The sequence below is a fragment of the Micromonospora cynarisoli genome (assembly GCF_030518815.1).
Classification (GTDB): domain Bacteria; phylum Actinomycetota; class Actinomycetes; order Mycobacteriales; family Micromonosporaceae; genus Micromonospora; species Micromonospora wenchangensis.
Map to the genome: position 1 here is coordinate 4,239,266 of NZ_CP130426.1, position 26,441 is coordinate 4,265,706.

The window sequence follows — 26,441 nt, forward strand, 5'->3', positions numbered from 1 at the left end:
ACCGGTGCGAGCAGCTGAGCGGCCGGCCGACCCGGCCGGCACCGGGTGGCCGTCCCGCCTGCACGTGGTGACCGGCAAGGGCGGCACGGGCAAGACGAGCGTGGCGGCGGCGCTGGCGCTCGCCCTGGCCGCCGACGGCCGCCGCACCCTGCTGGTCGAGGTGGAGGGCCGGCAGGGCATCGCCCAACTCTTCGGGGTCGACCCCCTCCCGTACGCCGAGCGGCACCTCGTCGACGCCCCCGGCGGCGGCGAGGTGCGCGCCCTCGCGGTGGACGCCGAGGAGGCGTTGCTGGAGTACCTCGACATGTTCTACAAGCTCGGCGCGGCCGGTCGGGCGCTGCGCAAGCTCGGCGCGATCGACTTCGCCACCACCATCGCCCCGGGCCTGCGGGACGTGCTGCTCACCGGCAAGGTCAAGGAGGCCACCACCCGCACCGCCGGCCAGCGCCGGGTGTACGACGCGGTGGTGCTGGACGCCCCGCCGACCGGTCGGATCGGTCGTTTCCTCAACGTCACCGCCGAGACCGCCCGGCTGGCGAAGGTCGGCCCGATCAAGACCCAGAGCGACGGGGTGTCGGCGCTGCTGCGCTCCCCGATGACCGCGGTGCACGTGGTGACGTTGCTGGAGGAGATGCCGGTCCAGGAGACGGTGGACGCGATCGCCGAGCTGACCCAGCTCGGCTTCCCGGTGGGCCGGGTGATCGTCAACGCGGCCCGCCCGCCGTCGACCACCGGCCGGGAGGTGACCCGGGCGGAGCTGAAACGCGGGCTGGCCGCCGCCGGCCTGCCGACCGACCCGGCGACCGTGGCCGGGCTGGCCGGCGAGGCACGGGACCAACAGGTACGGCGGGAGCTGGAGGATTCGCTACGGACCGACCTGATGGAGCTGGGGCGGCCGGTGACCGAGCTGCCGTTGCTGCCCGACGGGGTGGATTCCGCCGGGCTGGCGGCGTTCGCCGAGATCCTCCGTCGGGCGGATTGACGCACACCTCACGTCGGCCCGGACGCACGGACCCCACCGGCCCGATACGCTCGATTGGTGCCTTCCGAAGACGCGGCGCCCGTGCTGGACGTCGACCAGATCCTCGCCGACCCCGGCGTGCGCATCGTGGTCTGCTGTGGCGCCGGCGGGGTGGGCAAGACGACCACCGCGGCGGCGCTGGCGCTGCGGGCGGCCGAGCGGCACGGCCGGCGCACGGTGGTGCTCACCATCGACCCGGCCCGCCGGCTGGCCCAGTCGCTCGGCCTGACCGAGCTGGACAACACCCCCCGCCAGGTCAAGGGGATCGACGTCGAGGGCGGCGGTGAGCTGCACGCCATGATGCTGGACATGAAGCGCACCTTCGACGACGTGGTGCTCCAGCACACCGACCCGGCGAAGGCGGCGGAGATCTTCGCCAACCCGTTCTACCAGGCCATGAGTTCCACCTTCGCCGGCACGCAGGAATACATGGCGATGGAGAAGCTCGGCCAGTTGCACGCCCGGGGCGAGTGGGACCTGATCGTGGTGGACACCCCGCCGTCCCGCTCGGCGCTGGACTTCCTCGACGCCCCGGCCCGGCTCTCCCGCTTCCTCGACGGCCGGATGCTGCGGCTGCTGCTCGCCCCGGCCCGCAGCGGGGGGCGGAGCATGTTCAGTTTCGTCACCGCCAGCTTCGGGATGTTCTCGAAGGTGGTGCAGAAGGTGCTCGGGGCGCAGCTGCTGACCGACCTCTCCGGCTTCGTCGCGGCCCTCGACTCGATGTTCGGCGGGTTCCGGCAGCGGGCCGAGCAGACGTACCGGATCCTCCAGGCCAGCGAGACGGCGTTCCTGCTGGTGGCGACGCCGGAGCCGGACGCGGTCCGGGAGGCGGCCTACTTCGCCGGGCGGTTGGGCGCGGAGCGGATGCCGCTGGCCGGGCTGGTGCTCAACCGGGTGCACCGGCCGGCGGCGGGCCCGGACCCGGCGGCCAGCCGGGCGGCGGCCGACCGGCTGGCCGAGCTGGGCGGGCACGACGCCACGGTCGACGTGCTGCGGGCGCACGCCGCGCTGGCCCAGCAGGCGGCCCGCGAGCAGCAGGTGGCCCGGCGGTTCACCGAGGCGTTCCCGGCGGTGCCGACGGTGTCGGTGACGGCGCAGCCCGCCGACGTGCACGACGTCGACGGGCTGCGGACGATCGGCGCGGCGATCAGCCACCCCTGACCGGTGAGCGGCCCGCCGGGGCCGGTCACCGGCCGGGTCGGGTCTCAGCCGGCGGTGGTGACCAGGATCTTGTCCTTGCCGCCGCGCTCCTTGGCGTTCTTCTTCATCGCCGCCTCGAACATCTTGCGCCAGCTCGCCACCTGCGGGTGCCGGCGCAGCAGCGCCCGGCGTTCCCGTTCGGTCATGCCACCCCACACGCCGAACTCGATGCGGTTGTCGAGCGCGTCGGCCAGGCACTCGTACCGCACCGGGCAGCTGCGGCAGATCCGCTTCGCGACGTTCTGCTCGGCGCCCTGTACGAACAACGCGTCCGGGTCCCCGTTCTGACACGCCGCCAGCGACGGCCAGTCAGTGATCATCCCCATCTGTACACGTCCCCCCTTGCAGTACCAACCGACTCGTGCGACCAGCCGTCGTTCCCCCCGGTCGTCCGGCCCGTTCCTTCCCCAAGGAGGCACGGACGACGTGTGGCTCGTGTCGCCGCCACCATCATGCTCTGTAGTCACATGATTACGCAACGTTGTCGGCGAAATCCAACATTCCGGACAGTCCCGGCTTCCCGGGCCTTCGATCGCCGCTTACCCCGTCGGAGTACGTGAAAACGCTGCGCGGGCTCCACCGATCGGTGGAGACTCGGCGCGGTCACCCGCAACCTCGCAGCGGGGGTCGTGCGTTTAGCACAACGAGGTCGGCGCGCGCAGGAAATGGGGAAAGAACGCCCCGGCGCCCCTCGTTCCCTACTCGCGTACCCTGTCGAGGTGACCTGGATGCGGAAACGTGACCACAATGTCTTCACCAACGCCGCATCGCTACTGATCTGCGGCCTGCTGGCCGGTGTGGTGGTGGCGGCGGCGGCCTTCCCCGCGGTGGCGATGTCCGGCCTGGCGGCCAAGGCCGGCGCCGAGACATTCGGCGCACTGCCCAAGGAGCTGACCGTGGCCCGCGCGCCACAGATCAGCTACCTGCTCGCCAGCGACGGCAAGACCCCGCTGGCCACCATGTACGACGAGAACCGGCGCGACGTGAAGCTCGCGGACATCTCCCCGTACATGCAGAAGGCGATCGTCGCCGCCGAGGACCACGACTTCTACAAGCACAACGGCGTGGACGTCAACGGCGTGGCCCGGGCGTTCGTCAACAACCAGTCCGGCACCAACTCCCAGCAGGGTGCCTCCACGCTGACCATGCAGTACGTCCGGCTGGCCATCGCCTACTCGGCCACCCACCCGGCCGACGTGGTCGCCGCGACCGAGGACACCAGCGCCCGCAAGATCCGCGAGATGCGGCTGGCCCTCCAGGTCGACAAGGAGTTCTCGAAGGACGAGATCCTCACCCGCTACCTGAACCTCGCCTCCTTCGGCAACGGCGCGTACGGCATCTTCGCCGCCAGCCAGGTGTACTTCGGCAAGTCCCCCAAGAACCTCAAGATCGAGGAGGCGGCGCTGCTGGCCGGCATGGTCAAGGCGCCCACCACCAACGATCCGACCACCCGCAGCGGCTACCCGCTCGCGCTCGACCGGCGTAACTACGTCATCGACAACATGATCAAGACGAAGGCCATCACCCAGCAGGAGGGGGACGCCGCCAAGGCGACCAAGCTGGTGGTGAAGGACAAGCGCACCCCGAACGGCTGCGTCGCCACCAACCAGAAGGACTGGGGCTTCTTCTGCGACTACTTCTACCGCTGGTGGCTCTCGCAGGAGACCTTCGGCTCCACCACGTACGACCGGGAGCGGCGGCTCAAGAGCGGCGGCTACACCATCACCACCACGCTCGACGTGCAGGCGCAGAACGGTGCCGACCGGGCCGTCCGCAGGAACCTCGGGGTGAACAGCAAGGCCGCCCGGATGGTCGCCGCGATCGAGCCGGGCACCGGTCGGGTACGCGCGCTGTCGGTCAACCGGAACTTCAAGATCGATGACCCGAAGAAGCCGCAGAACAAGTACTCCAGCGACCCCAGAAAGGCCAAGAAGAAGATCCGGGGCAACTACCCCAACACGGTGAACCCGCTGCTCAGCGGCGGCCAGGGCATCACCGGCTACCAGGCCGGCTCGACGTTCAAGATGTTCACCATGGTGGCCGCGCTGGAGAAGGGCATCCCGCTCGCCTACCCGATCAACTCGCCGCCGGTCTTCAAGTCGGAGTACATCGTCGAGCAGAACTCGCCGGCCGCCTGCCCGGGGACGCACTTCTACTGCCCCAAGAACGCCTCGGCGAGCATGGCCGGCGTGCACAACATGTGGACCGCCTTCGGCAGCTCGGTCAACACCTACTTCGTCCCGCTGGAGCAGCAGGTGGGCGCAGAGAACGTGATCAAGGCGGCGCAGAAGCTCGGCATCACCTTCCGCAGCAGCGACGACGCCCGCCGGGCCACCAAGGAGGGCGGCGCCAACCAGTGGGGCGCGTTCACCCTGGGTGTCTCCCAGACCACCCCGCTGGAGCTGGCGAACGCCTACGCCACCCTGGCGGCCGACGGGAAGTACTGCGAGCCGATCCCGGTGCAGCAGATCAAGGACCCGGAGGGCAACAAGCTCGACGTCGCCAACCCGCGCTGCGAGCAGCGGATCTCCACCGAGGTGGCCCGGGCCGCCGTGGACGCGGCCCGCTGCCCGGTCGGTGACCGGTCGTCGGTCTCCAAGTGCTCCGGGGCGACCGCCCGTAACGTCCGGGGCATCGTCGGCAAGCCGGTGGCCGGCAAGTCCGGCACCACCGACAGCGAGAAGACCTCCTCGCTGGTGGCGATGACCAAGCAGTTCGCGGTGGCCGGCATCATGGCCGACCCGGACTGGGCGCAGACCAACCAGCAGATGGGTCACGACACGCCGACCGGCATCAACCCGGCGGTCTACCAGACGCTGCGGGACGCCATGAAGGGCAAGCCCGGCATCGAGTTCACCCCACCCAACGGCAAGATCATCAACGGTGACCAGCGTTCCATCCCGAACGTGAAGTGCCAGTCGGTGGACGGTGCCCGGGGCAAGCTCAAGGAGGCAGGCTTCTCCGTCGTCGTCTCCGACAACAAGATCGCCTCGGAGTGCCCGGCCGGCACCGTCGCCGGCACCAGCCCCAACGGCCGCACCATCAAGGGCGGCGTGGTCACCATCGAGGTGAGCAGCGGCGGCGGCAGCACCCCGAACCAGGGCGGCGACACGCCCGGCGGGCCGGGAGGCCCCGGGGGCCGACCACCGAACGGCAACTGACCCCTACCGACGACGACGGGCGGGCACCCCACACGGGGTGCCCGCCCGTCGCGTGTCCGACGTACCGGTGAGCGGACCGACCGGCGTGACGGTGGGTCAGAGGCCGAGCTGTCGGCGTACCTCGGCGGCGACGCGACCACCCTCGGCCCGGCCGGCCACCGCGGCCTGGGCCGCCTTCATCGCCGGGCCCATCTGGGACTTCTCGGTGAAGCCGCCCGCGGCCAGCGCCCCCGACACCAGTTCCGTCAGCTCCTGCTCGGAGAGCTGCTTCGGCAGGTAGCGGTCGAGCACCGCACCCTCGGCGGTCTCCTTGTCGGCCTGTTCGGCGCGGCCGGCGTCGGCGAACGCGGCAGCCGCCTCCCGGCGCTTCTTCGCCTCCTTGGTCAGCACCGCGAGCACCTCGTCGTCGGAGAGCTCGCGCTTGGCCTTGCCGGCGACCTCGGCGTTGCCGACGGCGGCCAGCGCCATCCGCAACGTGGAGGTGGTCAGCTCGTCGCGCGCCTTGAGGGCGGCGCGCATGTCTGCGGTCAGGCGGTCCTTCAGCGTGCTCATGGACGCCCAAACTACCCTGGTCGGCATGCGAAAGCGCACACTATTCGGCCTCGCCGCCGGGACCGTCGCCGCCGGGGCGGCCACGCTGGCGTACGCGTCCCTCGTCGAACGCAACATGTTCACCCTGCGCCGGTACGACGTGCCGGTGCTGCCGGCCGACGCCGAGCCGCTGCGCGTGCTGCACCTGTCGGACCTGCACATGATGCCCGACCAGCGGCGCAAGCAGCAGTGGGTGGCGTCGCTGGCCGCCCTCGACCCGGACCTGGTGGTGGTCACCGGGGACAACATGGCCCACCCCGACGCGGTGCCCGGGGTGCTGCGCGCCCTGCAACCCCTGCTCGACTATCCGGGCGCGTTCGTCTTCGGCTCCAACGACTACACCGGGCCGGTCTGGAAGAACCCGTTCACCTACTTCCTGCCCGGCCGGGAGTACACCGAGGGCGCCGCCCTGCCGTACGAGGAACTGCGGGACGTGCTCACCGGGGCCGGCTGGGCGGACCTCAACAACGCGCGTACCTCGATCAAGGCCGGTGGCCGCCTCGTCGAGCTGGTCGGCGTGGACGACCCGCACATCGGGCAGGACGACTACCCGGCCGTCGCCGGCCCGGTCACCCCCGCCGCCGACCTGTCCATCGCGCTCGCCCACGCCCCGGAACCGGCGCTGCTCGACCAGATGGCCGCCGACGGCTTCGGCCTGCTGCTGGCCGGGCACACCCACGGCGGTCAGGTCTGCGTACCCGGCTACGGCGCGCTGGTGACCAACTGCGGGCTGCCCAGGGCGATGGCGAAGGGCCTGCACCGCTGGCCCGGCTCCGACTCCTGGCTGCACGTCTCGGCGGGCCTCGGCACCCATCCCACCGCCCCGGTCCGCTTCGCCTGCCCACCCGAGGCCAGCATCCTCACCCTCACCCCCCGCTGATCCCCGCTCTGCTGCCCCGCCGCTCCACCCCATGATCAGGTTGCCGTTCCGCGATCTGATCATGGGGGCGGGCAGGCCGGAGCCGGGTGCCTGGCTCGCCGTCGCCGGTGCCGGGGGTACCGAGTTTGATCGGCGGAGCGGGTGGGCTACTATTTCACCGCACGCCTCGGGGTGTGGCGCAGCTTGGTAGCGCGCTTCGTTCGGGACGAAGAGGTCGTCGGTTCGAATCCGGCCACCCCGACCAGAGTTAGTGCAGCTCAGGGCCGGTTTCCTTTGCGGGAAGCCGGCCCTGAGTCGTATCCCAAAGTGCACGTGGGGAGAAATCTGGGAGACGATCATGGGAACCTGTCTCCCGGCCGATCTACACCCGCGCCTTCAACAGCCGGTCAAGCGCTGCCACGGGCGAGCACGGGGCCATCTCCCGGCGGGCCGCAAGCGACGCATCCCACCGGCCGGTGAGCGCCGTCATAAGCCGCTGACGCATCTCCGGCGTGACGTGCGAGTAGCGAGCCTGCACCGACCCATCCTCATGCCCCATCCGCTCGTCCATGAGCTTCGGAGGGGTGCCCAGCTCGACCATGACCGTCTTGTGGGTGTGCCTTAGCCCATGTGGCGTCAGGCGGGGTGCGATCGGCAGCCAACACGAGTCAGCGCGGCCGGTGGCGTTCCGGCCGCGCACCGGCACGCCGGGCCAGGGGTCCGAGAGCACTGGCACCGGGCGAGCATCCTGCGGGGCCTTCTTCGCATACCACCCAGTAGCCGCCGGGCGGAACAGCCATGTCGTAAAGCTGTTGCGCCGCCAGTGCGCGGCCAGCTCTCCCGATGGGCCGCCGCCCCGGATGTAGCCCAATTCCTCGGCCGCAATCTCGACCTTGGCTCGCGTTGTCTCCGGCACTGTCTCCGGGTGGTTTAGGACAGTGGAGGCGGTGCCGATCGACACGCCAGCACGGCGAGCCACGTCCGCCAGCTTCGGCCCTGGCCGCTGCGGCGCACCGTTGGCGGACCGATAGCCGCGAAAGACATACTTGAGCCCATGGCACGGGCAGGGCTTCGGTTGCGTGCGGGCGATGTGCTCGGACACCAAGCCGAACAGCCACGCGGGCAAATCAAGCGTGCGGTGGGAATCGTCCTTGGGCGGGCAGCGGTGAAACTCTCCCGTGTCGAGTTCGTATAGCTGCCATTCCACCCTCAGCCCGGCAGAGCGGACGTATTGAGTTTCTAGCCCTACAAGCTCACCCCACCGAATTCCCGTGTAACCCTTGAGAACAACCGCAACGAATTCATCGTCACGACCCGACAGGAGTGCGGCCCGCTCGGCAAGCAACAGGATGCCAAGCGAGCTGGTAACTGCCTTCTCGGGACCGCGATTGCGAGAGCGGCCCGCTCGTTTACCTCTGCCACGGCGGCGCGTGGCCGGGTTAGCGTCGCGCAACCCTTCGTCTACCGCGTCGGCAAGAATGAGATGGAGGGTTGCACGCCAGGTCTTGATACTCGACTCGGCATAGCCGAATGCCCTTTCCTCCTTTTCCCAGGTCACAACGTCGGTAGCCGTGATATCGGCAATGACGGCGTGCTCGAACGCGGGTAGTAAGTGCTCCTCAATGTGGCGCTTGTAGTTTTGCAAGGTGGACGCGGCCAGGTCTTGAGCCGCGTACCACCGGCTCACGTACTGCCCGAAGGTCGTCCGGCTCTCGGCCGGGTCGCGGCGGCGGCCAGCGCGTACCTTTGCCTCTTCGTCGTTGGCCGCGCGCTCGGCCTCCCGCTTGGTGCGGAAGCGGATGGTTTCACCGTTGGTGTCGCTGACAGTGCCATACTTTCCGCGCTCGATTTTGTACCGGCCGCGCCAGTAGTCTCCGCGCTTCTCGGCGTACCCCAAATCGATCTCCTTCCCAATACAGCGGCACCAGACGTGGGCTAGGCCGCGATAGATGGTTGCCCGTCCGCGTTACGCACCCGCCGGGGCCGGCGCGCCTTGAGTTGAATTGCCGGCTCCGCGTTTTCTGATCGACCACTGCGCGATGCAGGAGTCTCGCGGCGCGGCGGCGCGGCGCTAGCCGGGCGACGCTCGAACAGACGAACTATCTCCGCGATGTGCTCATTGGTGAACCGGTAGCTTCCGCCGATCCAACTGAATGGAATGCGGCCCTTCCGCGCTTGCTCCTTCACCCACCATTCGGAACAACGGAGGATTTTGGCGACTTCTGCTGGCCGATGGAGCGGCCCGGGGTGGCCGGTCGGATTGTCGCGGTGAAGTTTCAGGTCATGGGGTTTCACTGGCGAGCCTCCTCACGGTCGCGGGGTACGGCGTCGATGTAGATGCGGTGCCAGGCGGACGGGGGTCGGTCGGGGTAGGGCCGGCTGATGTGCTGGATGGTGAGCACGTGGGCGAGTGCGGTGAGGATGGCGGCGGTTTCGGTGGGGGTGCCGTGCAGCCTGATTCGCATGCTGGCGGCCTCTCGGTTGTCGGGCGGGTCGGGTGGTGGGTTCGAGAGGACTTGCTACAGGGAGCCGTAGGGCGGCCCGCTGAGAGCGCCGTAGAGCCAAGATCTCCGGTGGGTTGGTGTTAGGCAATGCGCGAGGCTTGCGCAGACGCTCTCAGCGGGTGGGCGTGGTGGGTTGGTGGCGGGTGGTCGTGTCGTGGTGTGGGAGGGCTGAACCCATCTCGGCATCTCGGCATCTCGGCAAAGGTGCGGTTGAGCTGCGGAAATGCTTGCCGAGATCTTGGAGGCGGGTTTTCAAGATCTCGGCAAACGGTGGTGATCTCGGCAGGATGTTGCCGAGATGCCGAGATTGACGTTCTCTGATCGGCCGGATCTCGGCAGGGTGTTTTCGCAGCTAGCGGGCCGGTTCTGCCGAGATGCCGAGATGCCGAGATGGGTTCAGCGGGTTTCAACCCTGGTGGCGTTCGACCCAGAAGACGGCGCGGTTGCCGCGTTCGTGGCGGCCGGCGCGGATGACGTGTTCGCCGCGCCATCGTCCGGCTTGTCCGGTGAGCATGCGGCCGAGTTGCAGCGGGTTGGGTAGGCGTCCGGCGGTGGTGGTGATGAACTGTCCGTCCCAGGGGTCGTGTTCGTCGCTGCCCAGGTGCATGGGTTCGGCGTCGCGGCGTAGGTCGGCGGCGGTGAGGGGTTTGTCGCTGTGGCGGTCGTGCCAGGTGGTGAGGAACGCCCGCCAGCGGGTTTCGTCTTCGTCAATGTCGCGGACATCAGCGGCGTTGGTGAGGAATCCGTCGATGCCGTGGTGGTGGAGGAATCCACCGAGGGCTTGCGCCCAGGGGGTGAACTGCCGCATCGACAACCCGGCGGCGCGGGGTGCTCCCTGGTGTGTCCAGTCGAGCACGAGCACGAGCAGGTGCCACAGGACGGTGAGTTGATTGGCGGGGGCGGTGATCCACTGGTCGAGGTGGGGGATGCCGAACCCGGATTGGTCGCGGAGTTCCGGGCGGGGCATGTTCGGGTCGAGGTGCACCCGGACGGTGCGGGAGGCCATGTCGCCGCCGACTTGCAGGTTGTTGCCGGTGGCCATCCAGAGTCGGTCGTTGACGGTGGCGATGTTGCGGGATGCGCCTAACTGCCGGTCGGACCACACTCCGGCGGTGACGAGCTGCGCGAGCACGGCGGAGTCGATGACGGTGCCCTCGGCCAGGTTGTCCCAGATCACCACGCCCACCTGCTCCGCGAGCACCGCCGTGATGGACTTGCGCAACTCCTCATCGGCGTAGGCCCAGGGCATGACCCGCTGCCCGTAGAGCATCCCGGGTCCGGCGGTGAGGATCGTCTTACCGGACGACGGCATGGTGGCGTCGATCAGGGCGAACGGGGTCAGGGAGCGGGTGAAGTGCCGCAGGATCGGCGTTGCCAGCAGCGCCACGTAGTTGGCCCGATCGGCGGCGGACGCCCAAGGGAAGTCACGTAGGAATCGGCCGAGCAGGAACCGGCGTGCTTCGGCCACCTGCTCCGGGGTGGGTTCGTCGGGCACGGGCGGCAGCGCCACCTTCGTGGCGAGGTAGAAGCCGGTCGCGGGGTCGTAGCCGGGGGTCTGCAACAGGGTGCCGTCGCGGCGCAGCACCGGGGCACCGATGATCCCGCGCAGCGGAGCCACCCCCGGCCACGTCTTCCCGGCCAGCACTGAGGACAGGATCTCCCGGGAGGGGGTGGTTTCCTCCTCGTAGGGTTCGGGGTTGCCGGCGGCGTCCTTGCGGGTCTTGATCCGGTAGACGCGGGCGTGTTCGGCGAGCAGCCCGGCCAGGCTGGCGGGGTTGATGGTGCTCGCGGCTACGGGCAGGGGTGAGTCTTCGTCGGCGGCGGCGGGCAGGCCACCGGAGACGGCTTCCATGTGCACCAGCGCCCCGGCGGACACGTACGTGTCCGGCAACAGGCCGCGCACGAGTGCGGCTTTGAGGACGCGGATGCTCTCGGGGCCGGAGCCGACCTGCAACCGTTCGGTCACGCGGCCCTCCCTGCGGTGTGCAGGCGGCGGGGGTTACGTGCGCCGACGCGTAGCCCGTTGGTGATGGTGTGCGCGATCTCCCGGGAGGGCAGCCCGATCGACGCGGCGGCGGGTTCCAGGACAGCCCACACGTCGTCCTCGGTGAGCGCGCCCCCGGCGGCCAACTGGCCGAGCGCGACGGCGGAGGCGAATAGGGCGTGGTTGCGCTGGCCCTCGCGGGCGGTGGTGAGGTGGTCGACCTGGCGGCGGATCGCGGCGGCCAGATACCGGCCGCGCCGGTCCGGCGGCAGCGCCACCGCGGTAGGCCGGTAGACGGGCCGCACGGCCGGCGCGAGCAGCCCGGCCAGCCATCCGGGTAGCGGTGCGGGCTCCACGTCGAGAGCGGCGGTGTAGGGGCGGCCGTTGACGGTGGAGCCGGCGGCGACGACGTACCCGCCGTGGGCGCGGGTGTCGACCTTCCAGCCCAGCCCGCCGCGCTCCCCGGTGGTGTTGCGCAGTTCCGGGCCGCTGGCCGGGTGGCGGTAGAACAGGTGGCTTCCGCCGCGCCCGGTGGTCTGTGTGTAGGTCGCGTCAATGGTGCCGTTGTGCCGAGCGGCCAGGGCGGTGAGCACGTCCACGCCGTCCCGCATGCCGGCCCACTCGGCCGGCGGGGTGTCGTCGGGGTGCTTGGGCACATCCAGGTCGACCACCAGCAGCCCGGACGGCCCGCACGCGATGCCGACGCCGTAGGGGCGGGCCGACCACGCCCGCCGGATACGGGTCGGGTCGGTGGTGGCGCGTTCCTCCCACCCGACGTGCCGCCCGGCGGCCCGGCAGCGGGGGTCGGTGCGGTCGCACCGGTCGGCGGTGCACCGGTTCGGGAACGCGGGCCGCTTCGCCTCATCCTCGGCGGCCTGCGGGTGGTCGGGACGCAGCGGGAACACGTGCCAGCCGCGCGCGGCGTGAGCGAGCGCGGCGGCCAACAGCGGCGAAAGGTCAGGCATGACGGTCCTTCCAGACGGCGGCGTGCCGGTGGCCAGCGCCGCGCGGGCGCTGGCCACCAGGCAGTGAGCGCGCGAAGCGCGCCGGTCAGGGGTTTCGGGTCAGGTGAAGCACGCGCCGTTGTCGCACAGCGCGTCATCGTCGGCGGGGTCGAAACCGGGCAGCATGTCTTGCGCCGTGGCGACGGCGGCGGACAGCGGCCGGTTGAACCGGGTGAGGTAGACGGGGTCTTTGCCGAGCGCGGCCCGCCGGGCGTTGAGCAGGTTTTCCAAGTCGCACGCCCGGTTGAACAGGTCGGGCCGGTCGCGGCGGGTTTCGGCCCACGTCGCCGGGCGGCGGAACGGGCAGAACCAACACGCCGACTTGGGCGGCACGGGCAGACCGGCGGCGGTGATGATGCGGGCGCAGTCGTGGCGGCGCAGCGGCGGCGCATGGTCGAGCAGCGGATACACGGTGCGTTCGTAGGGCTCGGAGCGGCGGTTGTTGACGCGTTCGATCTCGTCCAGGCTGATGCCCACCCCGACCGTGGCCGGGTTGTCGGCGCTCGCGCCGTGGGCCTTGAGGTGCCGGCCGATGACCTTGATTTTGAAGTCAGCCGTGCACGATCTCGTGCCCGGAGCGCCGTTGGACATTCGCACCGGGATCGGTAGCGACCGTGACCCCTCACGGGTCAGCCTGCCGTACAGCGTCTCCCGCGTGCCGTCGCGGCGCTGCCGGTGCAGCTCGTGGAGCTGTATGCCGTGCAGCGCTGCGTACGGCTTGGCGTACCGCTCCACGTAGGCCAGCGTCGCGGGGTCTTCGGAATCGTTGCCGACGTTGGCGAACAGGAACACCGGGAAGTCGATCCGCCCCGTCGCGGCCAAGACCAGGGCGGCGGTCGACTGCACCCCGCCGCCGTAGGAGAACACCCTCACGCCGCACCTCCGGAGCGCCGGTCGGGGAACGGCAGCACGGTCGCGCCGTCGTCGCTGGCCGGGCCGACGGGCCGCACGCCGCGCCGGGTCGCGGTGACGGTTAGCCGCAGGTACAGCCGGGAACGACCGGCGTCGGTGCCAGTCAGCGGCCGGCGCGTCCCCTGCCACGCGACGCGGCCGGCGGCGGCCAGGGCACGGGCAGCGGCGTCGAGTTCGGCCGGAGAGCCGGCCAGCCACACTTCGAGGCCGGTCAGTGGCGCGTCGCGCCGGGAAGGCCGGTCGTCGCGGTAGCCGGCCATCACGCGGGCTTCCCGAGACGTGCGGTGACCTTCTCGACGCACGCGCCGATCACCTCTTGCGGGTGGTGGCCGATACTGGCGATGGCGACCAGGGCGGTGAGCACCACGTCGGCCAGTTCGGCGGCGACGTCGGCGGTGGTGTGGGTGATGCCCTTGCGGGGGTTCTGGCCGATGGTGCCGATCCACGCGGCGGCGGCCTCTCCGGCTTCCTCGGTGACTTTCAGGATGCGCAGCGAGGTTTCTTCGCGGCCGGTGCCGTTGATGGCGTCCAGTCGGGCGGCGACCAGGGCGGCGACGTCGAACACGCCGGATTCGGCGGTGGGCTTCATGGGGTGGCCTTCCATGGGTGGGGGCGGCCGGCGACGGCAGCCCGGGTGACGGTGTGCCGGAGATCGGTCAGCAGCCCGTGGAGCTGCCGGCGGGCGCGCAACTCGGCCGGGGCGAGAGCGACCCGCACGCGGACCTCGGCGTGGTCCCGGCCGGCGGCGGTGCGGACTCTGACGAGGACGGCGCGGCCGTGGCCGGGTAGGTCGACCACGATCTCTTCGGAGCGGTGTTCGCCGAGTCCGCAGCGGTGGTCCCGGCCGCACCAGTCGGTGTGGCCGTGTCTGGTGCGGCGGGTGGTCATCGGGTGCCTTGGCGGCGGAGTCGTCGGAAGTGGTTGAAGGCGCGGCGGCCGATGCGTAGCCGTAGGCCGGTGCCGGTGCAGTGGCGGCAGTCGGGGCGGCCGTGGAGGGCGCGGGGGTGGGTGGCCCGTTGGCGTAGCCGCTGCCACCAGGTGGGTGGGGCGGTGCCGGTGCCCTTGCAGCGGTGACAGGCAGTGAACGGCCGGACGTAGCAGGCTCCGGCGTAACCGACAGCGACAATCAGAGCAATTCCGGCGAACAGGACTACGGACATTTCGGGCGTGTTTGTGCTGGTAGCGGCCATGATGGGGGTCACTGGAGGCTCCAAACAGGGGGTTACCGGCGGTAGGCGGCGTGCCGCTCTACCGCTACCGGTGAAGGTTGGTGCAGGTGGGGCCGGTAGCGGCCCGGGTAGAGTTCGCTCTACCTCTTTCCGGGCCGCTACCGCCCGCGCTACCGGTTCTCAGCCGGCGGCGCTGTCGCGCTCGGCGAGTGCCTTGGTGAGGTTCTCCAGGTACAGACCGGACCGGTTGGTGCCCTTGACCTTCACTTGGCGTGAGCACTCGACCTTCTTGCCGCGCACGAGCGCGGACAACGCGGCCGGGGTCAGCGACCCGTACGCCTCGGGGAACCGGTCGGCCAGTCGGGTGGTCAGCACCTCCCAGTGCTGGCCCGACTCGTCGCCGACCCAGACGGCCCGCAGGTCGTCCAGGATGTCCCGCGCGGCCGGCATGTCGGCGGGGCCGGTGATGCCGCCGCGCAGCGCCACGCCCCGGGCGCAGACCTTCTCCACCGCCGCCCGGTCGAGGTAGGCGGCGCGAGCGGAGGTCATCGGCCCGTAGCCGACCCGCACGCCCCATCCGGAGTCCACGCCGACTTCGAAGTGGGTCGGTCGGGCACCCTGGCGGTACGCGCCGGTGCCCAACGCCAGGTCGGTTTCCACGTGCGACGGCACGGCCAGGCAGGTACGGACGGCGATGTTGGACGTGACGCCCTTGGGCAGGGATTCCTTGTCGATGCGCTGCGTCATCATGATCAGGTGGATGCCCAGTGCCCGGCCGCGTTTGATGATGCTGGTCATCGCGGCGGCGGCGGACTTGCCCAACTCGGGGTCGGTGATGAGTTCCTGCACCTCGTCGATCGCGGCGACGATCGGCCGCAACCGGGCGTCCTTGGCGGCGATGGCCCGGTTGAGTTTGTTCTCGCTGTTCATGCCCTGCGTGGCGTAGTGCTTGATGCGCGGGCCGCGCACGTCGCACTCCTTGAGCAACCACATCAGCATCCGGTAGGCGTCCTGCTTGGTGCCCTCGTCCGCGCCGGACCCGAACAACTCCGGCGCGCACAGCGGTTCGAACGCGTCGAAGTCACCCCGCCCGGCCAGGTCGAACACGGCGAACTGCACCAGCGGATCGAGCGCCATCCCCGCCATGACCACCCGCGCGGACAGCGACTTGCCGGAGCCGGGGAAACCCGCGAACAGGCTGTTGCGCTCATCCATGCGGTAGTCCACCGGCCGCATACGCGGGTCGAAGCCGTAGACGAACGGCTTGAAGTAGTCCGTCTGCCCGCCGCGCAGCAGCGGCCACGGGGGCTGTTTCATCGCCGACACGGGCCGGTCGGCCACCCACAGCGCCAGCCGTGACGGGTGCTCCCGGGGCATCACCTCCGGCCACACCTGATCCATCGGCAGCCGCAGCCCACCGGCCAACTGGTCACGCCGCTCCACCACGTCGACGGCGATCACCCCGTCGGGCAGGTCCACGATGGCCAGGTAGCCGGGGCCGTCACGGCGGATCTCACCCACCCCCGCCGGGAACACGATGTCCTCCGGCCGTTTCACCAGGCCGGTGGCCATGATGCCCTTGCGGGTCAACTCCGCGGTGAGCTTCCGATACGTCGCCCGGACCACCGTGCGGGCCAGGATCGGCTTGTCCAGCGGGCGGCCGTAGCGGGCCAGCCCGACCAGCCCGGCGGCCAGGATCGGAACCTTCACCCACCACGGGGCCAGGTCGGAGGCCAGCACCACCCCACCGGTCCCGGTGGCCAGGGTGCCCGCCCCGGTGACCCACCACCGCCACGACGCCTGCCGCATCCGGTGCCGGTCCAGGTCCAGCCACGTCTTCGGATCGTTACGGTTCGCCGCGTCCTGCCGCAGGTGCCAGTTCCCCGTCTCGGCGCTGGTCCACCCGAGCACCCGAGACGCCAACCGCGCCGCACCCTGCGGCGCATACCACACGACCTTGCCCGCGTAGACCGGCGACAGCACCACGTGGGTACCCACGTGGTAGCCGGCCGCTCCGACGGCGCGGCGCAGCATGTCACGGCGCTGGTGCCGGTCGGTCAACCACACCGGCAGCACCGGCCCGGACCGCCGGTCAAGCAACTCGGCCAAATCGGGGCGGCGGTCCGGCGGGTCCACCGGCCCACCCAAGGTGACCGCCTCCGGGGTGACCGTCTCGCCATCGGCGGTGTCAGCGACGGCCAGGCCCTGCGCGGCGGCGGCACGATCCGCACGCCGCTGCGCCAGATCCACAATCCGGGCCGCCTTCTCATCCGGCGGCGGCCCCGCCGGGTTGATGATGGGATCGCTGGTCATGATGGGGGTTCCTCCAATAGGTCCGTTGCTCTCGGGTCGGATGGGGGCTGGCGGCACGGCACGGTTTGCGAGGCCAGGGCCGTGCCGCCGGGCAGGTCAGTAGCCGTGTCGGCGCAGGGCGTCGTACGCGGCGGCCTGGTCAGCCGGCGCGGCAGAACGGAAGGCCCGCTCGAACTTGGCTTTGGCATCGCGGAACTCGCGGCTGTCGATGTCGCGATCAGCGGCGTCGGTCTCGGCCATCCCGAGCTTGAGCAGGGTCCGCACCGCATCCCGATTGATCGGAGCAGGGGTGGGAGTGGACTTCTTGCCGAACAGACCCATGACGGGGTGTCCCTTCCGGCGGCCAGGCGGTCTGGCAGCCACCACCGCCACCGGGTGATGAGCCGGTAGCGGCGGAAACAGCCAGCGGTGCTGCTGGGGGAAGGTCAGCGGCGGTCACGCGGGGCGGCGCGGCCGTTGAGTTGCCGCCGCGCCCGGTCAACCTCCGGACGGTCGTGCAGGGCCTTGCGCTGCCGCTCAGCCTCTTGCCGGGCGGTGGTGCTGCCGGTGGCGGTGGCGGTGGCGTCCAGGTCGCGCCACCGCTCGTAGGCGTCGGCGAACCGGTCGCCGCTCACCGGGTGTTCCGCTTCTCGGCGGCGGCCCGGTTGCGGTCGTCGGCCTGGCGCTGCGCTTCGGCCATCTGGGCGAGGCGTGCTTCCCGGCGGCGGTTGACGATGCGGTCGTGGTGTTCGCGCAACTGTCGATCGGACATACTGAGGGTCCTCCCGAGATCCCATGCGGGTTGAGGGGTAGGGACCGGCGGCACAGCACTGGTTGTCGAGGCCGTTGGGCTGTGCCGCCGGGCGGGGTCAGGACTGGTCGGCCTTGTCCTGCTGGGCGGACGATGCCTTGCGCCGCTTGACGGCCTGATCGGTGAACCACGACGGGTTGGCTTTCTGCGCCCGCCGGTTCAGGTCGGCGTACTGCTGGTCGGTGATGGTGTTCGGGACGGTGGTCTTGCGGAACATCAGTGGGCCTCCCTGACGAGGTGGGCCAGGGCTGCGCCCATGCCGAGCACGGCGACGGGCAGGCAGGCAACGAGGGTGGTGATCCACCATGGGGCGGCGGTGACGCCGTAGGCGACGAGCAGGTGGTAGGCGACCTGGCCGAGCGCGCCGACGGCGAGGGACGCCAGCGCGGACCACTTGGCGAACGTGCGCGCCCGGGTTGGCACCCTGCCGGACAGCCACACGTACAGCGCGTACGCGGCGTACGCCTCCACCCCGATCGGGAGAGTGATCGCGGAGTCGATGGTGGCCCACGAACCCGGTTCCACGATCCCGGGAAGCAGGTCCACCTTCCCGAACCCGGTGAGCTTGCCGAGCCCCACCCATCCGGACCAGACGGCTACGAACGCGCCGAGCGCCATGAGCACCACCGGCCACACCACCGCCGGCCGGGGCGGCCGGGACGTGATGTTGGTGCCCGGGTCTGCGACGGGTGCGGGCTGCGCGGCAACCGGAGGCGGGGCGTCGTCGTCGCCCGGCGGCGGGTCCACCACCGGGCCGGGGTCGGCCGGGGCGGGCTCGGTGGGCTCAATCGGGTCCGTTGCCGGGCCGGTGGGCACCGGGGTTACCTCCGGCTCGGCCTCCGAGACGCTGGCGGCGGCCACGACGGGCCGCGCGAGGGCACCCTGGTACAGGGCGGCGGGCGGCGGGGTCCGGGTCAGCTCGGCGAGGATCGCGTCAGCCTTCGGCCCGCCCACCCGCAACTCCTTCTTGATGCGGTTGCGGGACGGGATCGTGCCGAGTTGGGCGGCCAGGTCCCGCGCGGCGGGCACCAACTCGTCTACCGGCTTCGGGTACGCGGACAGCGTGGGGGCAGTCACGACAATGTCCTCCGTTCAGTGGTCGAGCAGGGCGGCGAGCAGGTCACGGTGGGCGGCGAACACGGTGCCGCCGTAGCAGGTGTCCAGGTATCCCGTGAGCGACTGGTAGTCGACGGCCGGCAGCCACGCGGCGCGGCGGGCGTCGTCGGAGCCGGTCACGGTGGGCAGCGGGCCGGTGCAGATGCCCAGGTCGAAGCGGACCGGCGTGGTGACCATCCACGCTTCGTCGGAGGCGCGCGGGTCGGGCACGACCCGGGCGGGCATCACCTCGTGCGGGTGACGGTCGGGGTCGGCGAGCAGGCCGGTTTCCTCGGCCAGCTCCCGCACCGCAGCCGCGAGGGCGGTTTCGCCGGGGTCGACGTACCCTCCGGGCAGCGCCCACCCGTGCCCATCGGCGCGCTCGACCATGACCAGCCACGGAAAACCGTGCTTGCTCGCCGTAACGACCGCATCGGCGCATTGCTGCTCGCCCCAGTGACCGAGCAAGTTACGGCCGTACCGGATGCCGGTTGGTGCGGCGGGGTTGACCGGACGCCCGTCGACCAGCGGGAACGGAATCGCGGCGACCGCCCGGCGCACAGCCCAGTCGATGCGGGTCGGGTCCATCTCCGGATCGGCCCACGACGCACCGGCGGCGATGCCGGCCAGCACGGACGGGTGGGTGTAGGTGCGTGCGGTCATCAGGCCACCGCCAGCGCGGCGAGCCGGTCAGCGGTCGACGGGTCGAGCGGCCCGGTGGTGTCGGTGTAGTCGGTGGCGGAGGCGTAGACCTTCCAGCCGTGCCACATGGGGTAGGCGTTCATCTGCCGGTACGCGCGGCCGTCGTCGGTGGTGCCGTCGTACTCGGAGGTCAGCATGTCCGGGTCGTTGAGTCCGGCCAGGTGCAGCCACGACTTCAGGCCAGCGATGCTGGCGAAATCGACGGCCAGCGACGTGCCGTCGGGGCGGAAGCGGATCTCGGTCGGGTCGGCCAGCAGGACCAGTTCGGCCAGGACGGAACGGCGGTTCTTCCGGTTGCTCACTGCGGAACCTCTTTCAACACCAGGGGAGAGCAGTCGGTGCACTCCCCGAGGGAGCGCGGGATGTAGTAGGGGCGCACCCGCCGGCAGGTCGGGCAGGTGCGGCGGGCCAGCAACGCGGCGGCGATGGCACGCCGCTGGGCGGGGGTGGCGGTGCGCTTCGGCCGGGCCAGATCAACCCGGTACAGGTAGGCGGTCCGGGTGCCGCCGACACCGCGCCAGAGCACCTGAGCGGCGATCGGCTGCCCGGCGGGGCGCAGGCCGGCGGCGCGGAGTTGGCGGCGGGTGGCGTAGCCGGGTGGGGCACCTCGCCACCAGTAGGTCGGGATTCCGAACCGCGTTCCGTCCGGGTCCCAGTAGGCGGCCCGGATGCGGGACATCAGACCGCGCGAGGCAGGCTGGCCCGACACCCGTCGGCGGCCTGGTGGAGAACCTGCTCACCGCCACAGCCGGGGCAGCGCACGATCTCGCAGCCGTAACCGCAACCGGTCCGGCCGACCACCGCCAGGCGGTGAGGCACACACCCGTCGGCGTGCCAGGGCGGGCGAACCACCATCGTGGCGGCGCGGGTGACGCGCGCTTCGGCCCGGCGCAACCTGCGCCAGTCCAGCGGCGACGGGCCGCCCCGGTCATCGGCGTAGAACAGGCTGATCTCGGCGTCGAGCACATCCAGCTCAGCGGCGATCAACGGCCACTCGGCGTCGATCGCCGCCAGATCGGCGGCGGTCGGCTCCAACTCAGCGGGGGTCACTTCGATCGGTTCCTCTCAGTACGGCGAGACGTCTGCGGGCAGGCCCGGCAACGGCTCTCGTCAGGGGCCAGCGGAGCGAGCACCCCGCACGCCATGCAGGTCCGCCAGACAGCGCGGCTCTTGGTCGTGACACGCACACACGCAGCAATCGCGGACATAGCGGGATCACCTCTCCCCAGCTCGAAACAGGTCGGACGAACAGCCAGAGCGCGGCCGGTCTGGCCGCGCTCCGCAGCGATCAACAAGGGCGTGCCGTGCTGGCACGCCCGGCGATCCTCGGTTGGGCAAGCAAGGGGCCAAACCCCTAAAGCGGACAGGTCTTGCGGCCGGACACGTCAACAGCCGAACGCCGCTCGCCACCCCTAGATCGCGCGCATCGGGACCCAATAAGGAAGACGGATCTCCCTGCGTCCCGGGACCTCTGTGCAGTTGTCAAACACCGAGCGCCACGGCGGTCCGTTCGCGTACGCCGCAGCCAAAGCCGCAACGCCGACGCAGCAACCAACCGGCAATCCATCCCCCTAAACCATCCGGTCCAGGGGGCTGGTGGCGACAAGTTGAACACGCCCCACCGACCGAGTCAACCCCCCTCAACAAGCGAGTTCACCCCTAGACACCGAGGGGTAGGCGTTCGGGCGGGTCACGGCAGCTCAGGTAGGATTAGCCCCCTTGACGAAGGGAGTGCTGGGTGAAGGACCCCGCAGCGGTAGCCACCGTGGATGACACGCGAGAACGAGCAAAAGCCGCGCATGGACTGATCGAGGACTACCAAGCCGCGATTGCCGAATTGTCACGAATTCGGCGGGAAGCCCTCGAACAGCTCTTGGTCGACGGCATGACGCAAGCTCAGATCGCAGACCTGCTCGATATGTCCCGATCGCGGGTCTCGCAGCTGCTGTCTGCCGGCACCCGTCCCGAACGCGCCTTCCTGGGTGCTGGTCGCCTGACAGTCGCCATTGGGGGCAAGCAAGAATCCGGCCGCCACGACCCGGGCGACGTTCTCTCGGCAGAGAGTTTCGCGGCCTACAACGTCCTAGCAGACCTGGCGCGGGCCGTTGGGCTAGATGCCAGCTACGAGGTAGTTCCCCCACCGGGATTCGTTCACCTTAATCGCCCGAATCTCATTGTCCTCACCTCACCACGACTCTTGCCTTTCGTCGGACAAGTGATGGAGGCCGATCCACATCTGCGATTCGCATCAGACGAACGCGGTTGGTATCTTACTGACGGCGAGACCGAATATCGTTCACCCCGGGACGATGGACAATCTGCCGATTACGGCTACATCGGCCGCTTGCCCCGACCGGACGGCAAGGGCTCGTTTCTGTACCTCGCCGGCACTCACGCACAGGGAACGCTGGGAGCCGCTCATTTCGTTGCCGATAATCTTGCTCAACTTCACAAGGAACTCAAGAATCGCCGATTCTCGATGGTGGTTCGCTGCGAGTACGACCCAACCGACCCCCGGAGGGTTTTCACCTGCCAGCGCGTAACTCCGATCTACCGTCACGAAAGTTGAGAATCATGCGAATCCTTGCAGCGTCAGAGCCTTCAAAGGCAGACAAGCTCAACGAAGACTGGTTCTCAGCATCACCCAATCTTGTCGTTGTGCTGGACGGCGCGACTGCCCGGACCGACACCGGCTGCGTCCACGGCGTCTCTTGGTATGCAGCCCAACTCGGTGCCGCAGTTTCGGCACAGGCAAGCGACACATCAATAGCGTTGCCAGCAGCCCTTTCAGCGGCAATTAAGACCGTTGCCGACAAGCATCCCGAATGCGACTTGAAAAGCCCAGGTACTCCTTCGGCGGCCGTGGCCATTCTTCGCCGGACACTCAGTCACCTCGAATACCTGGTCCTCGGCGACGTCGGCATAGTCCTTGCTTCCGACTCACACCTAAGCGTCATCATTGATGATCGAGTAGAAAAGACCGCGCAGACGGAGCGCCAAGAAGCGGACGAATATCCAATCGGATCAGCCGAAAAGGCCGATGCCCTGATCCGAATGAAGCACGCAGAACTAGCCGCCCGTAACACCGAGGGCGGTTTCTGGGTTTCGGCAGCAGACCCAACGATTGTCAGCCACGCAATCATCGAATCAGTACCTATCGAATCCGTTACTCGGTCGATCCTGTTGACCGATGGAGCGGCAAGGCTCGTGCGAATGTTCAATGACGTTAGCTGGGAAGAAATGCTTGACCTGCTGGAGAATCAGGGACCAGGTGAAGCGCTCCGGCGCGTACGAAAACTCGAAGAGTCCGACCCGATCGCCACCCGGTGGCCGCGCAATAAAAAGAGTGATGACGCTACCCTTGTATACGCCGCAGACCTTCGTTGAACTCGCGAGGAAGGGCGCGAACCTCAACCCAGTCGTTGAGGTTGCGCCCTTCCTCGAAGCGGGGCCTTCAGTAGGCAATGCGTCAGAAGGACGCAGAGCGGCCCGCTGAGAGCGACGTAGACGCGAGATCACGAACCGGGCGGTGTTCGGAGAGTTGCGCATGGGTATGACATGGCCGCCTTGCGGGCCGCCTGCCTCTTGTGCCCAATGCGTGCCAAAGTTGAAAGCTCTCGCCGCCCTCGGTCGGCGTTCGCCCAGCTAGACCGCAAGGCGCGGCCGAGAGAGGCCCATCCCTCCGGAGGCGGTGGCGCAAGCGCCCATCGCGTCGAGCGCACCGCAGGCCGGCATGGTCTCAGTTGTGGTCTCATTCAGGGACGTACATCGGGGTTTACCTGAGCACGGATAGGGCTCCGATCGCAGCTCACGTACCGTGTTGACCCATCCTGTACGGGTGAGCGCAGACCTCGAAAGCGTGTGAGGGTTCACGCCGCCACCAGCGTGGGGAGAATTCTGGGAGACGATCATGGGTGAGGCAGCTCCAACCCCCGATGCAGACCAACGGGTGCCGACATGCTGACCTGCATGGATAGCTGGACTTCAAGGCACAACAGGTAACCGGACGTAATTCGGGACGAAGAGGTCGTCGGTTCGAATCCGGCCACCCCGACAGAGGTCAGAGGGCACATCCGATCCATGGATGTGCCCTCTGGTGCTTCTGTACAGCAGTGGAGTACAGCAGCGGTCAGCGCAAACTCTCGCCCAGGCGCTTGAGGGCGTCGCGGGTGGCGTCCGAGGACGCCTGCGAATAGATCTCCATCGTCACCGACACCTCGGCGTGCCGGAGCACCTGCATGATGACGCGCGGGTGCACGTCCAGGTCGACGAGCAGGGTCGCACAGGTACGCCGGGCGTCGTGCACGGTGATCTTCCGAACTCCGGCGCGGGCGCAGCGGGCGTCCCAGGAACGGTTGAAGTTGCGCGGCTCCACGGGCGTTCCGTAGCGGGTGGTGAACAGCAGCCGGGAGCCCTGCCAGGCGATGCCCGCCTCGTCGCGGTCGGCCTTCCTCGCCAGCTGGCGGAGGTCGAGTGCCGCCGCGCAGATGTCCGGCAGCGGGAGGGTGGCGTCCGAGGTCTGCGTCTTGGTCTCCCGGTGCAGCAGTTGGCCGCCGACCCGCTGCAACTGCCAGCCGATCGACAGCTCCCCCGCCGCCAGGTCCACGGCGTCCCCGGTGAGGCCGAGCACCTCCCCCTTGCGTAGGCCGAGGACCAGGATCAGCACGTACGCGGCGTAGAGCGGATCGTGGTCGGCCCGCGCGGACTCAAGGAACCGACGGGCCTCGTCGCTGGTCCACGCCCGGCCCCGACGGCGACGGACCGGTGGGAGCTAGACCAGGGCGGCGGCGTTGCGGGTGACCAGTTCCTCGGTGGCCGCGTGGTTGAGCGCCGAGCGCAGCACACCCCGGACGTCCTTGACGGTGCGGGCGGACGGCACGTCACCGCAGCACCGGCCGAGCGCGCAGCAGCGCCGCCTGAGTTCCGGGCGGCGGGCGTCCTTGCCCTGGGCGCAGCACTGGCAGTCACGGGCCACCTCGTTGATCCAGGTCTGCACGTCGCGCACCTGGAGCCGGTCGAGCCGCTTCCCGCCGAGGCCGGGGATCACGTACAGCCGGAGGATCGTCTCGTAGGTGGCGCAGGTCAGCGGCGCAAGGTTGGGGCGCACGGCCTCCCGGTGCCAGTAGGTCAGGTAGTCACCGAGGGTCGGCACCCGGGTGGCGACCGGCCCGGCCTTGGCCTGCTGGTGCAGCTTGATCCACTTGTCGTGGACGGCCTCCCGGGTCTGGCCGTAGACGTACTTGCGGGTCCGCTTCCCGTCGGGCTTGGTGACCCAGACGTACGCGGCGAAGCCGTTGCGGTACGGGAAGATCGAGCCTTCGCCGTTGGCGCGGGTGCGGGCGGGCATCAAGCTGCCTCCTGCCGGTCGACCTGTTCGCGGATGTAGTCGTCGACCCACTCGGGCAGGATGCGGCGATACTTGCCGTCCTTGATGGAGCGCAGCTCACCGGTAGCGATCTTCATCTTGACCTTGGACAGGCCGAAGCCGAGCAGGACGGCGACCTCGGCGGGCGAGTACCAGCGCGGGGTGAGGGGTCGGGTCATGCCGCCACCCCCGACCACGCCTCGTGGGCGAGTTCTTCGCGGCCGACGCGGTGGCGTTCCCGGCGTTGGGCAGCGGCGGTGTTGGCGAGCAGGGCGTCGCCGTCGGTCAGCCAGCCGGAGCCGACGAAGGCCAGCGTGCCGACGGTGACCGTGCCGGCGGTGTCGTCGCTGTCGGCGGTGTCAGCGTGCTCGGTGCGGCGGTAGGCGGCGCGGGTGTCGCGGAGCAGGCCGAAGGTGACCGAGTAGCGGCGGGCCTTGGTGAGGAAGTGGCCGCCGTAGCCGAGCATGTGCGCCCAGCGGCGCAGCCCGGCGTAGGGATTGGGTATGGGGTCAAGGTCGCCTTGACGGTCTTTCGTCTTCCCGGCTGTCCGGGTGAGGTGGTGTCGGGTGGGGCGGCCGAGTCGCCAGCAGGCGCCGATGAGCCGGGCGAGGTGGTCGCCTTCCGGGTCGGCGTAGGCGTCGACGGTGTCCGGGGTGAGTCGGGTGGAGCAGTGGCCGGTGACCTCGGTGGACTTCGTGGCGTACTTGGCGAGGTAGGCGGCCACCTTGGCGTCGGTCACGTCGCCGTCGCTGGTGCCGATGCGGCGTACGTCGACCTGCTCACCCCAGGCGATCGGCCAGCCCTGCGGGCGGTCGGGGTGCGGCGGGGTGGTGACGGTGATCTGTCGGGTGGCGGCGTGGACTGCGGCGTCGAGGTCGTCGACGGTGATACCGGTCGGTGGCGGGAGCAGGGCGTGCCGGTCGTGGGGGTCGACGCCGTCGAGGCGCAGCAGGACGTGGAAGTGCACCGTGCCCCGGCGCTGCATCTCGGCGACCTTCCCGTGGGACACCCGCACCGGAGGCACCCGCCGGATCCGGCCGGAGTCGGTGACGACCTGGACGTGGGGAATGCCGCGTCGGCGGCACACGGCGGTGAGATGGCGTTCGATGGCCTGTTTCGTGCGTCGCCACAGCTTGCCCGAGGAGTAGTTCCAGACGGCTTGGTGGTCGTGGTCGTAGCAGTCCAGGCAGAGCGGTCGACCGAGCTGCGGATCGTCGGCGTCGTGGCGGGTGAAGCAGGCTGCGGGCCGCCCGTGCGGGCAGGTGCCGGCGGTGCTCCGGGCGCGGCAGGGTGCGGGACGGCAGTCGCAGCGCCGCCGGTGTGTGCAGGTGTGCCGGGGGATGTGCCGGTGGTGCACCGGGCCGAAGGACGGCGCGGTGAAGGTGGCGAAGACGACCGGATGCGCAGCGACGGTGGTGGGGATGATCTTGCCGCCGGTCAGGCCGCAGCGGACGACCTGGAAGGCGTCACCGGCGTAGACCCAGGCGCAGTCGGGGCACTGGGCGGCACGGCGGTTGCCGCACGCCTTGTAGAGCGTCCGGTCGGGCAGTTCGTCGGTGTGCTGCTCGGCCAGGACCCGCCCGGTGCCGGGCTCGACGGCGGTGAGGGTGCCGGCCAGGCGGATCGGACGGGTGCAGCCTCCGGCGGCGCGGGTGTGCTCCAGCCAGCCGAAGTAGTCCGGGGCGGCGGCGCGGTGCAGGGCCTGGGCGTCACGGCCGGCGGTGAGGTGGACACGGTTTCTCCTCAAGGGGTGGCAGGGGACGGGCGACGA

30 protein-coding genes, 1 tRNA gene and 1 pseudogene are annotated in these 26,441 nt (G+C 69.9%); 7 read left to right on the top strand and 25 right to left on the bottom strand.

The genetic code is table 11. The features are described 5' to 3' along the window. Nucleotides 1-4: 4 nt before the first annotated feature. Nucleotides 5-982, top strand: a complete 978-nt coding sequence (gene bagA, locus Q2K16_RS18165) for an ATPase BagA (RefSeq protein ID WP_302738770.1) — start codon at nt 5-7, stop codon at nt 980-982. A 54-nt stretch (nt 983-1,036) separates the two neighbouring features. After that, a complete protein-coding gene (gene bagB / locus Q2K16_RS18170; protein WP_302738771.1) occupies nt 1,037-2,182 on the top strand; it encodes an ArsA family ATPase in 1,146 nt (381 codons plus the stop codon). A 44-nt stretch (nt 2,183-2,226) separates the two neighbouring features. Here the strand turns inward: bagB and Q2K16_RS18175 are convergent, their stop codons facing one another. Then, the gene (locus tag Q2K16_RS18175) at nt 2,227-2,547 is read right to left on the bottom strand and encodes a WhiB family transcriptional regulator (RefSeq protein WP_302738772.1); all 321 of its coding nucleotides are present in this window, start codon (nt 2,545-2,547) and stop codon (nt 2,227-2,229) included. 402 nt (nt 2,548-2,949) lie between these two features. Here Q2K16_RS18175 and Q2K16_RS18180 point away from each other — a divergent pair, with 402 nt between their 5' ends. Beyond that, entirely contained in the window at nt 2,950-5,382 is a 2,433-nt protein-coding gene (locus tag Q2K16_RS18180; RefSeq protein WP_302738773.1) for a penicillin-binding protein, read from the top strand. Between the two features lie 96 nt (nt 5,383-5,478). Here Q2K16_RS18180 and Q2K16_RS18185 read toward each other — a convergent pair whose 3' ends face one another. Beyond that, nucleotides 5,479-5,934 carry a GatB/YqeY domain-containing protein gene (locus tag Q2K16_RS18185; protein WP_088643824.1) on the bottom strand — a complete coding sequence of 152 codons (456 nt, stop codon included), beginning with the start codon at nt 5,932-5,934 and terminating at the stop codon, nt 5,479-5,481. 25 nt (nt 5,935-5,959) lie between these two features. Between Q2K16_RS18185 and Q2K16_RS18190 the strand changes: the two genes are divergently transcribed. Together Q2K16_RS18190 and Q2K16_RS18195 are read left to right on the top strand one after the other, a co-directional pair. Then, complete coding sequence (locus tag Q2K16_RS18190; protein ID WP_204927041.1) at nt 5,960-6,853, top strand: metallophosphoesterase; 894 nt, start codon at nt 5,960-5,962, stop codon at nt 6,851-6,853. Between the two features lie 167 nt (nt 6,854-7,020). Further along, nucleotides 7,021-7,097: transfer RNA gene (locus Q2K16_RS18195), tRNA-Pro, on the top strand. Between the two features lie 117 nt (nt 7,098-7,214). Here Q2K16_RS18195 and Q2K16_RS18200 read toward each other — a convergent pair. From Q2K16_RS18200 to Q2K16_RS18295, 20 genes are all read right to left on the bottom strand, one after another. Further along, nucleotides 7,215-8,729 carry a LacI family DNA-binding transcriptional regulator gene (locus Q2K16_RS18200; RefSeq protein WP_302738774.1) on the bottom strand — a complete coding sequence of 505 codons (1,515 nt, stop codon included), beginning with the start codon at nt 8,727-8,729 and terminating at the stop codon, nt 7,215-7,217. A 38-nt stretch (nt 8,730-8,767) separates the two neighbouring features. Beyond that, nucleotides 8,768-9,127, bottom strand: coding sequence for a helix-turn-helix domain-containing protein (locus Q2K16_RS18205; RefSeq protein WP_302738775.1), 360 nt, complete (start codon nt 9,125-9,127; stop codon nt 8,768-8,770). Continuing rightward, nucleotides 9,124-9,297, bottom strand: a complete 174-nt coding sequence (locus Q2K16_RS18210; RefSeq protein WP_302738776.1) for a hypothetical protein — start codon at nt 9,295-9,297, stop codon at nt 9,124-9,126. Before Q2K16_RS18210 ends, Q2K16_RS18205 begins: the two co-directional genes overlap by 4 nt. A gap of 445 nt (nt 9,298-9,742) precedes the next feature. After that, nucleotides 9,743-11,302, bottom strand: coding sequence for a hypothetical protein (locus Q2K16_RS18215; RefSeq protein ID WP_302738777.1), 1,560 nt, complete (start codon nt 11,300-11,302; stop codon nt 9,743-9,745). Next, on the bottom strand, nt 11,299-12,285 hold the full coding sequence (locus Q2K16_RS18220; protein WP_302738778.1) for a bifunctional DNA primase/polymerase: 987 nt from the start codon (nt 12,283-12,285) through the stop codon (nt 11,299-11,301). The genes Q2K16_RS18215 and Q2K16_RS18220 overlap by 4 nt, the downstream gene beginning before the upstream one ends. Nucleotides 12,286-12,384: 99 nt before the next feature. Next, on the bottom strand, nt 12,385-13,170 hold the full coding sequence (locus Q2K16_RS18225; RefSeq protein WP_302738779.1) for a phosphoadenosine phosphosulfate reductase: 786 nt from the start codon (nt 13,168-13,170) through the stop codon (nt 12,385-12,387). Nucleotides 13,171-13,193: 23 nt separating this feature from the next. Beyond that, nucleotides 13,194-13,496, bottom strand: a complete 303-nt coding sequence (locus tag Q2K16_RS18230) for a hypothetical protein (protein ID WP_302738780.1) — start codon at nt 13,494-13,496, stop codon at nt 13,194-13,196. After that, a complete protein-coding gene (locus Q2K16_RS18235; RefSeq protein WP_302738781.1) occupies nt 13,496-13,825 on the bottom strand; it encodes a nucleoside triphosphate pyrophosphohydrolase family protein in 330 nt (109 codons plus the stop codon). The genes Q2K16_RS18230 and Q2K16_RS18235 overlap by 1 nt, the downstream gene beginning before the upstream one ends. Continuing rightward, nucleotides 13,822-14,124, bottom strand: a complete 303-nt coding sequence (locus tag Q2K16_RS18240; RefSeq protein ID WP_302738782.1) for a hypothetical protein — start codon at nt 14,122-14,124, stop codon at nt 13,822-13,824. The genes Q2K16_RS18235 and Q2K16_RS18240 overlap by 4 nt, the downstream gene beginning before the upstream one ends. Beyond that, complete coding sequence (locus Q2K16_RS18245) at nt 14,121-14,396, bottom strand: hypothetical protein (protein WP_302738783.1); 276 nt, start codon at nt 14,394-14,396, stop codon at nt 14,121-14,123. Before Q2K16_RS18245 ends, Q2K16_RS18240 begins: the two co-directional genes overlap by 4 nt. A 189-nt stretch (nt 14,397-14,585) precedes the next feature. Then, on the bottom strand, nt 14,586-16,718 hold the full coding sequence (locus Q2K16_RS18250) for an FtsK/SpoIIIE domain-containing protein (protein ID WP_302738784.1): 2,133 nt from the start codon (nt 16,716-16,718) through the stop codon (nt 14,586-14,588). 96 nt (nt 16,719-16,814) lie between these two features. Continuing rightward, nucleotides 16,815-17,039 (bottom strand): hypothetical protein, encoded by a 225-nt coding sequence (locus tag Q2K16_RS18255; RefSeq protein ID WP_302738785.1) that lies wholly within the window; start codon nt 17,037-17,039, stop codon nt 16,815-16,817. Between the two features lie 104 nt (nt 17,040-17,143). Beyond that, nucleotides 17,144-17,332 carry a hypothetical protein gene (locus tag Q2K16_RS18260; protein WP_302738786.1) on the bottom strand — a complete coding sequence of 63 codons (189 nt, stop codon included), beginning with the start codon at nt 17,330-17,332 and terminating at the stop codon, nt 17,144-17,146. Beyond that, complete coding sequence (locus Q2K16_RS18265) at nt 17,329-17,469, bottom strand: hypothetical protein (protein WP_302738787.1); 141 nt, start codon at nt 17,467-17,469, stop codon at nt 17,329-17,331. The genes Q2K16_RS18260 and Q2K16_RS18265 overlap by 4 nt, the downstream gene beginning before the upstream one ends. Before the next feature lie 97 nt (nt 17,470-17,566). Further along, a complete protein-coding gene (locus Q2K16_RS18270) occupies nt 17,567-17,725 on the bottom strand; it encodes a hypothetical protein (protein ID WP_302738788.1) in 159 nt (52 codons plus the stop codon). After that, complete coding sequence (locus Q2K16_RS18275; RefSeq protein WP_302738789.1) at nt 17,725-18,585, bottom strand: ABC transporter permease; 861 nt, start codon at nt 18,583-18,585, stop codon at nt 17,725-17,727. The genes Q2K16_RS18270 and Q2K16_RS18275 overlap by 1 nt, the downstream gene beginning before the upstream one ends. 15 nt (nt 18,586-18,600) lie before the next feature. Continuing rightward, complete coding sequence (locus tag Q2K16_RS18280; RefSeq protein WP_302738790.1) at nt 18,601-19,266, bottom strand: NUDIX domain-containing protein; 666 nt, start codon at nt 19,264-19,266, stop codon at nt 18,601-18,603. Beyond that, nucleotides 19,266-19,577, bottom strand: coding sequence for a hypothetical protein (locus Q2K16_RS18285; protein ID WP_302746528.1), 312 nt, complete (start codon nt 19,575-19,577; stop codon nt 19,266-19,268). Before Q2K16_RS18285 ends, Q2K16_RS18280 begins: the two co-directional genes overlap by 1 nt. Before the next feature lie 26 nt (nt 19,578-19,603). Beyond that, entirely contained in the window at nt 19,604-19,984 is a 381-nt protein-coding gene (locus Q2K16_RS18290; RefSeq protein ID WP_302738791.1) for an RRQRL motif-containing zinc-binding protein, read from the bottom strand. Then, nucleotides 19,984-20,355, bottom strand: a complete 372-nt coding sequence (locus Q2K16_RS18295; protein ID WP_302738792.1) for a DUF6284 family protein — start codon at nt 20,353-20,355, stop codon at nt 19,984-19,986. The genes Q2K16_RS18290 and Q2K16_RS18295 overlap by 1 nt, the downstream gene beginning before the upstream one ends. Nucleotides 20,356-21,043: 688 nt before the next feature. On the opposite strand from Q2K16_RS18295, the gene Q2K16_RS18300 reads away from it, so the two are divergent. Both Q2K16_RS18300 and Q2K16_RS18305 read left to right on the top strand, forming a co-directional pair. Continuing rightward, nucleotides 21,044-21,874: a sigma factor-like helix-turn-helix DNA-binding protein gene (locus Q2K16_RS18300; protein ID WP_302738793.1), complete on the top strand. Its 831-nt coding sequence runs from the start codon at nt 21,044-21,046 to the stop codon at nt 21,872-21,874. A 5-nt stretch (nt 21,875-21,879) separates the two neighbouring features. Then, a complete protein-coding gene (locus Q2K16_RS18305; RefSeq protein ID WP_302738794.1) occupies nt 21,880-22,692 on the top strand; it encodes a protein phosphatase 2C domain-containing protein in 813 nt (270 codons plus the stop codon). Between the two features lie 742 nt (nt 22,693-23,434). Here the strand turns inward: Q2K16_RS18305 and Q2K16_RS33045 are convergent. The 3 genes and pseudogenes from Q2K16_RS33045 to Q2K16_RS18325 all read right to left on the bottom strand — a co-directional run bounded on the left by Q2K16_RS33045 (nt 23,435) and on the right by Q2K16_RS18325 (nt 26,417). Next, nucleotides 23,435-24,652 (bottom strand): annotated as a pseudogene (locus Q2K16_RS33045) (tyrosine-type recombinase/integrase). Next, the gene (locus tag Q2K16_RS18320) at nt 24,652-24,849 is read right to left on the bottom strand and encodes an excisionase family DNA-binding protein (protein ID WP_302738796.1); all 198 of its coding nucleotides are present in this window, start codon (nt 24,847-24,849) and stop codon (nt 24,652-24,654) included. Before Q2K16_RS18320 ends, Q2K16_RS33045 begins: the two are co-directional and overlap by 1 nt. Next, nucleotides 24,846-26,417, bottom strand: coding sequence for a replication initiator (locus Q2K16_RS18325; RefSeq protein WP_302738797.1), 1,572 nt, complete (start codon nt 26,415-26,417; stop codon nt 24,846-24,848). The genes Q2K16_RS18320 and Q2K16_RS18325 overlap by 4 nt, the downstream gene beginning before the upstream one ends. Between the last annotated feature and the right edge of the window lie 24 nt (nt 26,418-26,441).